This window comes from Candidatus Cloacimonadota bacterium, from assembly GCA_021734245.1.
In the GTDB taxonomy this organism is placed as follows: Bacteria; Cloacimonadota; Cloacimonadia; order Cloacimonadales; family TCS61; genus B137-G9.
Map to the genome: position 1 here is coordinate 18791 of JAIPJH010000032.1, position 12071 is coordinate 30861.

The window sequence follows — 12071 nt, forward strand, 5'->3', positions numbered from 1 at the left end:
AAGAAAATTGCGTGAAATCCAATAAATGGATTTAAAAGATCTGATATATCGAGAAATATTACCGGCAGACATTCCAAAACTGCTTGATCTCTGGCGAATTTCCGGGCTTTCTATACGTCCCAAAGGTCGTGACAGAATAGAAAAAATAGCAAAAGAATTAGAGAACGATTTTGAAGCTTTGATCGGAGCTTTCCAAAAAGAAGATTTAGTAGCTTTTATTTTGGCAACTCACGATGGTCGCAAAGGCTGGATAAATCGTCTGGCAGTTCATCCCGATTTCAGGCGTAAGGGTCTGGCAACAAAGATGATAAAGCAGGCAGAAAAGTTCCTGGAAAGTAATCAGATCGAGATCTACACTTGCCTTATCGAAGATTGGAATAAGGGATCTATTAAGTTGTTCAGTGATCTTGGTTACAAACGTCATGATGATATCATCTATTTTTCTAAACGCCTGAATCCTGATGTTTAGTTAGATTTTTGCTTGCATTTTATTCACTACTTTCTTTTTTCTACCCAAAGTTTGAATTGATAAAAAAATGATTGGAGAAAGTGATAGATGGCAGAAGTAATTTTCAGTATGGCAGAAGCGATGGATTTTTTAGCCGCCAACAAAATTCTACCTTCCAATATCAGCAATCTGGAAATCGATGACAACATGGTCACATTTCGATATAATACAAAACTGGCTTTCCCTTCTCATATCGATATGTCGATTCAATTTCTAAAATATGAAAATGGTGTGGCTGAGTTGGAAATTGCTACATCCTGGCTTGTAGAAAAAGTTTTGAAAAAAATACCAATTATGCAGCAGGATTTTCTTGAATTACAAGGTTCCAGGCTTTATATTAGGGTAAATGAGTTGATCGAAAAAAAAATTAGCAGAATTCGGTTGGAAAATCTGGAATTCATCAATCACAGATTTGAAATAAAATTTAGTACAATTTAATAATCATGGGAGGATAAATGACAAAAAAAAGATTTTTGATGTTGATAATGATGTGCGTAGTTCTTAGCTTTTTGTTTGCAGAGGAAACTGATTTAGAAAAAAAGGGAATGGAAGCTCTCGATCTGACTACTTTCGAAAAAACTGATAGTGGATTGATGTACAGGATAACGACTGAAGGAGAAGGAAATTCTCCGGTAAAAGGTGATATTGTAAACGTACATTACAAAGGTGAACTGGAAGATGGCACCAAATTTGATAGTTCTTACGATCGTAATCAGCCAATCGAATTTGAACTTGGTGTTGGACGTGTGATAAAAGGCTGGGATGAAGGAATCGCACTTCTGAAGAAAGGTAGCAAAGCGATCTTTGTAATTCCGCCTGAACTGGGTTATGGAGCTAGAAGTGTTGGGGCAATACCTGCAAATTCCACTCTCATTTTCACGGTGGAACTTGTCGATTTTAAACCTGCTCCCAAAATCGAAGAATATGATATCGAAGGAAAAGTTGTTTCCAAAACCGATTCCGGATTGGAATTTATACTGGTAGAAGCAGGAACAGGATTGAAAGCAGCTGCGGGAAACACTGTATCGGTGCATTACAGCGGCTATCTGCAAGATGGAACAATGTTCGATTCCTCCATCAAAAGAAATCAACCTTTTGAATTCACTTTGGGAATGGGACGGGTTATAAAAGGCTGGGATGAAGGAATTGCTCTGATGAAAGAAGGCGATAAAGCCAGATTGATCATTCCTCCAGATTTAGGTTATGGTGCTTCTGGAGCTGGTGGAGTAATTCCACCTAACGCAACTTTGATCTTTGATGTGGAACTTTTGGAAGTAAAATAAGGAGAGAGCATGAAAAAAATAATTTTCTTTCTTTTTCTTTTGATCGTATTTTCTTTGAGTGCAGAAGGATTTATGTATTACGATCTGGATCGGTACTTCAATGAAGACCTGGAAAATAAAGATGTCGGTGGTTTGTATGTGAATACAGTTCTGGCAGACAGCACCAGCGAATATTGGACTTACCGTGTTTTTCAGGATGATATCGATTATTTTGATCGTTCCTGCCGTTCTATAAATGGAATTGAAGAACTTCCTGCCGGTTTTTATGAAGTTCGGTTTCCTTTCAATCATCTGGCATATCCTCCAGTTCAAGATGTACAGATCGTTACAGGCTATGTTACTGTAATAAATGTATATATTGGCAGTCGCGTGATTCTTACAACAGATTTACCTGCGGTTACTTTTCATTTGTATAACACTAGCACAGGACAGGATGTCGGCAAAAATGAAAAGATTATTTATGCAGGAGAACAATTGAATTACGATATCTTACCTGGAAGTTACCGGATAACTGTTACAAATGTTTTTGAAACTCCTGAAGAAAAACCTGATGAATCTATGGAAGAGGAAGTAAATTTCGACTTTGATATCTATCCCTGGCAGATCATGGAAATTGATATGTAGATCTTGAGGAATAATGAAAACTATAGGCTTGATAGGTGGAACTACCTGGGAATCTACCAAAGAATATTATCGCTTTATTAATCAACTTACTCAAGAAAGGTTGGGTGGAGTCCATTCTGCCAAGCTAATTCTCTATTCAGTCGATTTTGATTTCATCCTTTCATCCAGCTGGGAAGAAAAAATCACTTTGCTTTCCCGGAAAGCAAAACTGCTGCAAAATGCTGGTGCAGATTGTGTTTTGATCTGTGCCAATACCCTGCATAAATTATACAATGAAGTTCAGCAGTCAGTACAAATACCAGTAATTCATATTGCAAAAGCAACGGGGAAAACAATTTCCGAGAAAGGAATTAAAAGGGTCGGACTTCTGGGAACCCGACCAACAATGGAAGAAGATTTTTATCAATCAATTTTAAAATCGGAATATGGTATTGAAACTCTAATTCCGGAACTGGATGATAGAAAATTTATTCAATCGGTTATCTATAAAGAACTTTCCAAAGGTTTATTTTTAGCTGAATCTAAAACCAGATATCTGAAGATCTGTGAAAAGTTGATTTCCAAAGGAGCTGAAGGTATTATTTTGGGCTGCACCGAAATACCACTGCTTATTTCTCAGAAAGATTTAAAAGTTCCAGCTTTCGATACTGCATATATCCATGCTTCTGCTGCTGTTGAATTTGCCTTAATTTAAAATGACAAAAGTTCTTTTTATCTGGCGGGTAAATGACAGATTAAAGCAATATCTGCAAGATGGCTTATCCAAGATCGCTGATCTCAAGCTCATCTTCCCCACCGAATTTACTAATGAAAATTACCAGGAACTTGCTAAAGATGTAGATATTATTGTCGGTTGGCGACCAGCAAAAGAATTATTGGAAAGCGCAAAGAACCTAAAATTGTATATCAATCCCGGAGCTGGAATTCAGCATCTTATAAAGCTTTTCAGAGAAGTTACAAGAGATAAAGAAATAATTCTAGTAAACGGTCATGGAAATTCTTATTTCACTGCACAGCATGGAGTTGCACTTCTTCTGGCAGCAATGAATAAAATAATTCCTCATCATAATTGGATGAAAGAAGGTAAATGGCGACTGGGTGATAATGAAGCTCGATCTATTCCTTTGCGCGATAGAAAAGTCGGTTTTCTGGGTTATGGAAATGTAAACCGAAAAATTCATATGATGCTGCAGGGTTTTGATCTTGAATTCGCTGCTTTAAAAAGAGATTGGCAATTTGACACCATGGATTTGAAGCAATTTAAAATTGAAGAACTTCATGATTTTCTGGTTTATATTGATATTCTTTTTTGTGCTGTTCCTCACACTTCCAAAACCACCAACCTGATCACAGAAAAGGAATTGGAACTCCTGGGCAAAGATGCCATCCTTGTAAATCTAAGCCGTGGTGCTGTTGTAAATGAGAAAGCTCTTTTTGAAGCATTGAAAAATCGCAAAATAGATAGAGCCGCTATCGACGTCTGGTACGATTATCAACCAGAACCAGATGAAAAAGGCAGAAGATATCCTTATTCATATCCATTTTATGAGTTGGAAAATATCGTTCTTTCTCCCCATAGAGCTGCATCTCCCTTTGATGATCTGAAACGCTGGGATGAAGTTGTAGAAAATATCTCACGTTTATGTGCAGGCAGAAGCGATTTCCTAAACATTGTAAACTTAGAAAACGAATATTAAAGCGCATTGAATTATCGTTCATAAACGGACACAATTGTCGCGTCAGCGTACAGAATCAATCCACCATAAGACAATCTATTCTGCTGTTATATTTACACTTACAGTTATGGCACACTATTTGCAATTTATATGGTCAGAATTTTAAGGAGTAAGAAATGGAAAATTTAAAGAAAAGATTGAATACAATACAAGGCGGTAACGTACTTGATGTTGCCACAGGTTCCGGTCAATTTATCGGCACTTTGAATCGTCTTCTGGAAAATTATGCTGAGATCACCGGTATTGACACTTCAAACAGGGCTCTCTTCGCTGGTAAAAATGAATTCAAAACAAATAGTAAAGTCAATTTCAAACGTATGGATGCTTACAAATTGAGATTTGAAGACACTCAATTCGATACTGTTGCGATGTCCAATTCACTTCATCATTTCAATGATATAAACGATGTTCTGAAGGAAATGGATCGTGTATTAAAGTCGGGTGGCTACTTCCTGATAAATGAAATGTGCAGTGATGACGATCAGAATGAAGCACAAAAAAATCACATTATGCTGCATCATTGGTGTGCCAAGGTCGATTCCTGTTTTGGCACTGTTCACAATTCCACCTACACAAGTCAGCAATTAGAAAAACTTATTTCAAAACTTGATTTTTCAGACTTGGAAGCTTTTGAATATTCATTTCCCGTGGAAGATCCAAAAGATGAAAAGATCACAGGCCATTATCTAAATACTATCGATCCATATATTGATCCTTTAAAAGATAAACCTGAATACAAAAAACTGAAAGAAGAAGCTGAACTGCTGAAAGAAAGAATTCGACAATTTGGTTTTCAACCTGCAAGATCGGTTTTCTTCATTGGCAAAAAGAAATAAAGAAAATATTTACAATTAATCAGGCAAAGAAAAATTTAAAAAATGAGGATATTATGATTGAAGGGAAAAAAGTAATTTTACGTAACGTTGAACCGGAAGATCTGGATGAATATTACAGATATTGTAATGATATGACTGAAATCGGTCCATTTTGGCCGATGCATCTTTCTACAATAAAGGAAGTTAAAGATAAATACGATAGAGGATTGTGGGGAGAACATTTCGGTCAGCTGATGATTACTACCAGAAATGGTAAAAAAATCGGTTTGATCCACTTTTTTAAAGGCATTCCCTACACTGTGGGATATGAGATCGGTTATTTCATTTTCAAACGAGAGGATCGTGGAAAAGGCTACATGAGTGAAGCCTGCAGATTATTTATCGATTTTCTGTTTCTTTCCCGCTCCATTCCCAGATTACAGATATGTTTCTTCGAAGGCAATGAACCCAGCATCAAAATCGGTAAGAAATTCGGATTTACTCAGGAGGGAACTTTGCGTCAGGCAGTCTATCATCGCGGCAGATATTTAGACCTGCACGTCTATTCACTGCTGCGAAGCGAATGGGAAAAAATGTATTTTGAAAAAAAATAAATTGGAGGAAATTTTGAAACGGACAGTTATTAAAGCAAAAGTATTGTATGATGGAAAAACCAGTTACCAGGAGAAATACATCGTTGTTGAAGGCAAAAAGATAAAACAGGTTACCGAAAAAAAGCTTAAGCACGATTTTGAAGGATTCGTAACACCTGCATTTATCGATGCTCACACACATATTGGAATGTTTCGAGATGGCGAACCTGGCAGCGAACAGGAAGGCAATGATTATCTCGATCAGTTCCTGCCACTTTTAGATCCATTGAACGGTGTGTATTTTGATGATCGGGCTTTTAAAGATGCGGTTGATTTTGGCTGTCTTTATAGCTGCATTGTTCCAGGAAGTGGAAACTTGATGGGAGGAAAAGCCATGATTATTCGCAACTATGTTCCCAATCGCAAAGACGCTCTTATCAAAGATTATGGCTACAAAATGGCTTTGGGTTATAATCCACGCTCCACAACCAGCTGGAAAGGTCAAAGGCCCAATACCAGAATGGGAGTTTATTCGCTGCTGGAAAAGAAATTTGATGGAGTTATCGCTAAACGAGATAAAGCAGTCCTGGCACAGGAAAAAAAGATTTCTGAACTTGATAAATCTTTGAAAGATAAAAAGATCAATAAAACTGAATACAAACAGAAGTTGCAAATTATCGAAAGAGAATATGAGCTGGAATTTGATACCGAAGATCAGGCAATACTGGAAATTCTGGATCGAAAAAAGATCGCTAAAATCCACGTTCATAAAGAAGATGATGTTCTTTATCTTATCAAATTCGTAAAAAAATATAACATCAAAGCTACTGCAGATCATACAGGAGATGTGCATCATAAAGAGATTTTTGACGAACTGGCGAAAAATGGAATCAAAGTAATTTACGGTCCCATAGGTGGAATTGGTGGAAAAATAGAATTGGCTCATGCCTACTATCAAAATGCCGGCTTGCTTTACAAATCGAAAGCAGATTTTGGTTTGATGACAGATCATCCTGTAGTTTGGGCACCACATCTGCGAGAAAGCTTAAAATATTTCCTGATCCACGGTATGAGTAAAGAAGAAGCAATTTCCCTGATTACTCTTAAAAATGCTGAAATTTTGGAGATCGATGACAGCCTGGGAACAATAGAAACTGATAAACTTGCCAGCCTGATAGTTTGGGATAAAGATCCGTTTGATCTGGCTGCCTATCCTGTAATGGTGATGGGTGAAGGAAAAGTGCTGAGGAAATAATGAATCACACATCGTCATTCTGACGTATTCTTAAGAAGATTGCTCTTAAGGCTTCGTGTTACTTCGCCGACACAAGCAGGAAGGATCTCTTTTTTTCACAAGAAGTAAAACTAAAAGATAGTCATGAGACTCTACGTTCGTAAAACTAAAAAGTGACTTATAAAAAAATAAAGAGGGAATAGTATGTATAAAGAATTTAAAGATAAAGTTGCCTTGATCACAGGAGGCACAACAGGGATCGGTAAATCTACAGCTTTTGCTTTTGCCGAAAATGGTGCAAAAGTTATCATCTGCGGCAGAAGAAATGATGTAGGTAAAAAAACCGAAAATGAAGCTGAAAAGCGTGGTTATACTTTGGAATTTGTTCCCTGCGATGTTTCTGATCCTAAAAGTGTGAAATCTCTTATTGATCAAATAATCCAGAAACATGGTAAACTTGATTTTGCATTTAATAATGCAGGCATTGATGGTGAAATGGGAAAGATTTTGGATTGTTCACTGGAGAACTGGCAGAAAACTATTGATATAAATTTGAATGGAGTATTTTACTGCTTAAAATATGAACTCGAAGCCATGCTGAAAAAAGGTGGTGGCCGCATTGTGAATAATGCTTCTGTTTCCGGTCATCGCGGTTATCCCGGAGCTCCGGCTTATATTGCCAGCAAGCATGCTGTGCGCGGACTTTCCAAAGCCGCTGCCACAGAATATGCAGCAGAAAATATTCGGGTAAATTCAATTTCTCCCGGGCTCATCATCACTCCGATGTTTCCAGAAGAGCAGAGAAAAGATGAAAAATTCCAGAAATGGGTAGAAACCATCGTTCCAATGAAAAGGATGGCAAAAGCCGACGAAGTAGCTAAATGTGTTTTATGGCTGTGTTCAGATCAATCAAGTTACGTAACCGGAGAAGATTTGGTAATCGATGGTGGAGTTATCGCAAAATGAGATTGACTCTGATCTTCATTTTCCTGACAATTATGCTTTCCTGCCGGGCTGAAATAACTCCTGAAGATAAACCGGAAACTGTAGATCAATTATTTGAAAACTATTTCAAAGAAATAATCAAATCTTATCCTGAAACTGCAACACGATTGCGTTTAGATGCCAAAGGCAAATATCGGTTCGATGCTTCTGCCCTATCCGACAATTCTGAAAAAAGATATTATCAGGATTTTAAGATCATCAAAAAATACCGAAGTTGGGCAGATGATTTTTCTGATCTTCCCAAACAAGATGCGATTGAATTGAAAGTTTTCAAAGCTTATCTGGATGAAAAGATCGAGCTGGAAAAATATCACATGAACCTTTATGTTATTAACAGCATGTTTGGAATGCATGTCGATCTGCAAACCTTTATGACCGAACATCATCAAATCAATTCCAGACACGATGCTCTGAATTTCATCAGCCGTCTACAGCAGTTCGAAATGAAATTCAAAAACATGTTTATCGACCTGGAATATCAAAAGAAACATAAGATCATACCACCAGTTGCTATCATCGATCATACTTTAAATGTTCTGGAAGATATGACAAACAACGATCCCAAAGAAAATATCTTCTATCAGGATTTTCAATCTAAAATAGAAAAATTGGAATTGACTAAAGATGATGAACTTAAGCTGCTTTCTCAGGTGGAAGAAATCGTCAAAACAATTGTTATTCCCAATTATCTGAAATTTACTTTCGAAATAGAAAATATTAGAAAAACAGCTGATTATAAAACAGGAGTATGGAAACTTCCCAAGGGAGATGATTACTATCAGTATTGCTTAAAGAAACATACCACAACCAATCTAACTGCGGAAGAAATTCACCAGCTCGGTTTACAGGAAGTTAGCAGAATTCAAACTGAAATGCGGAAAAGATTTACTGAACTTGGCTTTACTGAAGGTGAAACCTTTGGAGAAATCGAAGGCAAATGGTGGAATAGTTTAAAAGGTAATAAATACAGTTTCTCATCTGGAGAAAAGGGAAAACAGCAAGCTCTGAATCATTATCTGAAGATATTGGATGAAACAAAAGAAAAACTACCGGATTATTTTGCGCGCATCCCTGCAACGGAAGTTACCGTAAAACGGGTTCCCACGCATAAAGAAAAATTCACAGGTGCTCATTATCAGAGAGCTCCTTCCGATAACAGCGGAATTGCAGCGTTTTATGCTAATTTGAACTGGATTCCCAAGAAGTCGGGAATGGCAACACTGCTGTATCACGAAACAATCCCCGGCCACCATCTACAGATAGCATATGCTACAGAATTCTGCCATTCTCCCATGTATCGCAATTTTACTTTTTTTACCGGTTTCATCGAAGGCTGGGCACTTTATGCTGAAAAACTGACTTTTGAAGAAGGCTGGCACAAAGATATTCACAGCGAACTCGGCTATCTGGCTAGTGAACTGCATAGAGCTGTCAGATTGGTTGTAGATACTGGTATTCACGTCAGAAAGTGGTCTCGATCCGAAGCTTATAAATATATGCAGGATAATCTTGGTTGGGCAAGTTATGGTGAAATAAATCGTTATACTGTTTGGCCCGGACAGGCATGTGCCTACAAAATTGGTGAGTTGAAAATCCTGGAATTAAGACAAAAGACTAGAGATCAACTTGGCAACGATTTCAATCTGAAAGAATTTCATGAAGTTGTGCTTTCCAATGGCTCGATTCCTTTGAGTGTATTGGAAGAAGTTGTGGATGACTGGCTTGAGAGTAAAAAGTAAGTACACGTGGAAGCGTAAGAGCTTTTTTTTTAACTGACAATCTTCAATTAGCTTCATTAAATCATGTTCCTAATCAAATCCAAAATTTTCAATTTTTTAATAATATTGTTGCTATTTTACCCTTCCAAAACCTTATCCGGCAAAGCCCACGAATTCATTCGTGGGAATCTTGATACCAGAATCTTGATACCAGAAATATATCGAACAACGGTTTCAACCGTTTGCACAAATAAAAAACATTGAAATGGTTACCATAAAAGGCTTTGTTTGCTTTTCCCATGAATAACCCAGTGAAATTTAATTGATTTCACAGGTTAAAAATTCATGGGCTTGAAAAAAATGAAATTATTGTGTTTTTTTTTGTTGCTTACTGCAAAATAAATATTTTTCGGAGGATGTGTGTAAAAAAAACTATTTGACAAAAAAACATATAAATTTTTTAGTAGTAGCTGTGCGCTACTAATAGTAACGCAAGTGATTATTGCTAAGGAGATTAGAGATGGCTAAAGATGCTCTTTTGACAATGCTTAGGGAGATCGACTTAAGTGAATTGGAAGCAAATATTTATATCTGGCTTCTGGAAAATAAACGCAGCACCGGTTACAAGATCGCCGGACAGGTCGGAAAACCGGTGGCAAACACTTACAAAGCTTTGAAAAGTTTGCATAGAAAAGGTGCAGTAATCAGTGATGAAACGAAAGGTACAACCTATTTTGATACAATTCCTGTGGAAGAATTCCTGAACAAACTGCAAAGTGAATTTACCCGGAAAAAAGAAAAAATCATAAGTGAAGTAGATAAACTGGAAGTTCATCAGGAAAAGAAAGGAATTTATGAACTTGACTCGTTGGAATTGATGTATGAAAAAGCCGTGAATATGATCAAAACTTCCGAAAAGTGTTTGCTTCTGGATGGCCATCCCGCGCCTATGAACATGCTGAAAAAACACATTGAAAATAAAACAAAGGAAGACATTCCTATTTTGTTGAAAAACTATGATGAAACAAAATTTGAAAATGTTCGTCAGATTAATAATCCCCAGACTGAAATTCACCTGGGAGGATTGCAGGCACAATGGTTAGTATTGATAAAAGATGCTGAAGAAGCGATGATCGTGATTTTTGATTTGAGTGGAGAAGAATTGAAACACTGCATCTGGATTCGCGATCCTTACATTTCACTGATTCTATTTAACGGATCTATTCTTGAATTTAATCTCACTGATGTTTTCAAGGAAGTGTATAGTGAGAATAAAAACAAAATAGAAAACATTAAACAGATAAATCTCAGTTATGAACCAATCTTCAAACTTTTTGTTGAAGCTGAAAAAAATATTTTCGGAGGTAAAAAGCAAAAATGAAAAAAATTTTAGTAGCTGGGGTTCTGATTGTAATTTTAGTTGCTTTTGCAGTAAATTTACAAGCCAAGAACTTTATGTGGGAAGTTCAGGGAGGAAAGAACAAAGCTTATCTTTTGGGATCGAACCACACCATGCCCAAAGATGTTTATCCGCTGGATGAACAGATCGAAAAAGCTTTTGAGGAATCAGACAAACTTGTGGTGGAAGTTGATGCAACCAGCATCGATCAGCAGGAAGTAAATAATTACATTGTGATGCACGCTATCTATCGAGATTCGATGAATCTGAAAACAGTGTTACCAGATGATGTTTACAAAACAGTGAATGAAGAGATAATGGAATTAGGATTTCAAGATGATCAGGTGAAGGTATATAAACCCTGGTTCGTAAGTATAAATCTATCTCTGGGAGCATTACAGAAAATTGATGTCGAGAAGGATCAGGGAATCGATCTACACTTTTTGAACAAAGCAAAAGAACGTGAAATGCCTGTTTTGGAATTGGAAACTGCTATATCACAATTCAAGGCTCTTTCCTCTATGGATGAAGATGTACAGAAAGATGTTCTGATCAATTCACTGGCTGAACTTGATGATATTCCCAAATTTTTCGACAAACTTCTGATAGCATGGAAAGATGGTGATGCAGATAAAATGAACGAATTATCCCGCCTTAAAATATTGGAAGCCGAGGAAGAACTACCTGGAATTAGAGATTATTATAATGAATTATTCCTGAAACGTGATAAAAAGATTGTTGAGAAAATTGCTGATTATCTGGAATCTGAAGAAGAAAATACATATTTCATAATCGTAGGTGCTGTCCATTTAGTTGGAGAAGACGGTCTGTTACAGATGCTGCAAGACAAAGATTATAAAATTGTGCAGGATTAATTCACACATTTCCTTCTCCAGGGAGAAGGAAAAATAAAATCCAGTAAGGAGGATATACAATGGATAAGAAAAACGCTGCTGCTCTACTTATCGGCAGTACAATGATCTGGGCTGCTGTCATCGTAGGTTGTGCACTGGTTCTAAAAGGGCTCTTTTTAGTTTTAAATGGGTAAATAGCATTTATTGATCAACCTGAAATCAAGTTTTCCGAGTAAAAGGAAGATAATAGTTTTAAAACAATCAAAAGTTTTAAATCCTCTTGCCTTTGCTTTAGCAGCCTG

Annotated in this window: 13 protein-coding genes; all 13 read left to right on the plus strand. The window is 36.9% G+C overall.

Going from position 1 to position 12071, the window contains the following annotated elements:
- Positions 1 to 25: 25 nt before the first annotated feature.
- Positions 26 to 469 (plus strand): GNAT family N-acetyltransferase, encoded by a 444-nt coding sequence (locus K9N40_06620; protein MCF7814130.1) that lies wholly within the window; start codon positions 26 to 28, stop codon positions 467 to 469.
- An 87-nt stretch (positions 470 to 556) separates the two neighbouring features.
- A complete protein-coding gene (locus K9N40_06625; protein ID MCF7814131.1) occupies positions 557 to 946 on the plus strand; it encodes a hypothetical protein in 390 nt (129 codons plus the stop codon).
- A 107-nt stretch (positions 947 to 1053) separates the two neighbouring features.
- Complete coding sequence (locus tag K9N40_06630) at positions 1054 to 1791, plus strand: FKBP-type peptidyl-prolyl cis-trans isomerase (GenBank protein ID MCF7814132.1); 738 nt, start codon at positions 1054 to 1056, stop codon at positions 1789 to 1791.
- Between the two features lie 9 nt (positions 1792 to 1800).
- Complete coding sequence (locus K9N40_06635; GenBank protein ID MCF7814133.1) at positions 1801 to 2415, plus strand: hypothetical protein; 615 nt, start codon at positions 1801 to 1803, stop codon at positions 2413 to 2415.
- A gap of 13 nt (positions 2416 to 2428) precedes the next feature.
- The gene (locus K9N40_06640) at positions 2429 to 3109 is read left to right on the plus strand and encodes an aspartate/glutamate racemase family protein (protein ID MCF7814134.1); all 681 of its coding nucleotides are present in this window, start codon (positions 2429 to 2431) and stop codon (positions 3107 to 3109) included.
- 1 nt (position 3110) lies between these two features.
- On the plus strand, positions 3111 to 4112 hold the full coding sequence (locus K9N40_06645) for a hypothetical protein (GenBank protein MCF7814135.1): 1002 nt from the start codon (positions 3111 to 3113) through the stop codon (positions 4110 to 4112).
- A 155-nt stretch (positions 4113 to 4267) separates the two neighbouring features.
- Entirely contained in the window at positions 4268 to 4987 is a 720-nt protein-coding gene (locus K9N40_06650) for a class I SAM-dependent methyltransferase (GenBank protein MCF7814136.1), read from the plus strand.
- A 53-nt stretch (positions 4988 to 5040) separates the two neighbouring features.
- The gene (locus K9N40_06655) at positions 5041 to 5580 is read left to right on the plus strand and encodes a GNAT family N-acetyltransferase (GenBank protein MCF7814137.1); all 540 of its coding nucleotides are present in this window, start codon (positions 5041 to 5043) and stop codon (positions 5578 to 5580) included.
- 10 nt (positions 5581 to 5590) lie between these two features.
- Positions 5591 to 6814: an amidohydrolase family protein gene (locus K9N40_06660; protein ID MCF7814138.1), complete on the plus strand. Its 1224-nt coding sequence runs from the start codon at positions 5591 to 5593 to the stop codon at positions 6812 to 6814.
- A 183-nt stretch (positions 6815 to 6997) separates the two neighbouring features.
- Positions 6998 to 7759, plus strand: coding sequence for an SDR family oxidoreductase (locus tag K9N40_06665; protein MCF7814139.1), 762 nt, complete (start codon positions 6998 to 7000; stop codon positions 7757 to 7759).
- Positions 7756 to 9537: a DUF885 domain-containing protein gene (locus tag K9N40_06670; protein ID MCF7814140.1), complete on the plus strand. Its 1782-nt coding sequence runs from the start codon at positions 7756 to 7758 to the stop codon at positions 9535 to 9537. Before K9N40_06665 ends, K9N40_06670 begins: the two co-directional genes overlap by 4 nt.
- Positions 9538 to 10036: 499 nt before the next feature.
- Positions 10037 to 10897, plus strand: coding sequence for a hypothetical protein (locus K9N40_06675; protein MCF7814141.1), 861 nt, complete (start codon positions 10037 to 10039; stop codon positions 10895 to 10897).
- Entirely contained in the window at positions 10894 to 11790 is an 897-nt protein-coding gene (locus tag K9N40_06680; protein ID MCF7814142.1) for a TraB/GumN family protein, read from the plus strand. The genes K9N40_06675 and K9N40_06680 overlap by 4 nt, the downstream gene beginning before the upstream one ends.
- The last annotated feature ends 281 nt before the right edge of the window (positions 11791 to 12071 follow it).

What these genes read in the sequence shown, in the direction of transcription:
- K9N40_06620 (MCF7814130.1), top strand. Translation starts at nt 26, where the DNA reads ATGGATTTAAAAGATCTGATATATCGAGAAATATTACCGGCAGACATT.
- K9N40_06625 (MCF7814131.1), top strand. Translation starts at nt 557, where the DNA reads ATGGCAGAAGTAATTTTCAGTATGGCAGAAGCGATGGATTTTTTAGCC.
- K9N40_06630 (MCF7814132.1), top strand. Translation starts at nt 1,054, where the DNA reads ATGGAAGCTCTCGATCTGACTACTTTCGAAAAAACTGATAGTGGATTG.
- K9N40_06635 (MCF7814133.1), top strand. Translation starts at nt 1,801, where the DNA reads ATGAAAAAAATAATTTTCTTTCTTTTTCTTTTGATCGTATTTTCTTTG.
- K9N40_06640 (MCF7814134.1), top strand. Translation starts at nt 2,429, where the DNA reads ATGAAAACTATAGGCTTGATAGGTGGAACTACCTGGGAATCTACCAAA.
- K9N40_06645 (MCF7814135.1), top strand. Translation starts at nt 3,111, where the DNA reads ATGACAAAAGTTCTTTTTATCTGGCGGGTAAATGACAGATTAAAGCAA.
- K9N40_06650 (MCF7814136.1), top strand. Translation starts at nt 4,268, where the DNA reads ATGGAAAATTTAAAGAAAAGATTGAATACAATACAAGGCGGTAACGTA.
- K9N40_06655 (MCF7814137.1), top strand. Translation starts at nt 5,041, where the DNA reads ATGATTGAAGGGAAAAAAGTAATTTTACGTAACGTTGAACCGGAAGAT.
- K9N40_06665 (MCF7814139.1), top strand. Translation starts at nt 6,998, where the DNA reads ATGTATAAAGAATTTAAAGATAAAGTTGCCTTGATCACAGGAGGCACA.
- K9N40_06670 (MCF7814140.1), top strand. Translation starts at nt 7,756, where the DNA reads ATGAGATTGACTCTGATCTTCATTTTCCTGACAATTATGCTTTCCTGC.
- K9N40_06675 (MCF7814141.1), top strand. Translation starts at nt 10,037, where the DNA reads ATGGCTAAAGATGCTCTTTTGACAATGCTTAGGGAGATCGACTTAAGT.
- K9N40_06680 (MCF7814142.1), top strand. Translation starts at nt 10,894, where the DNA reads ATGAAAAAAATTTTAGTAGCTGGGGTTCTGATTGTAATTTTAGTTGCT.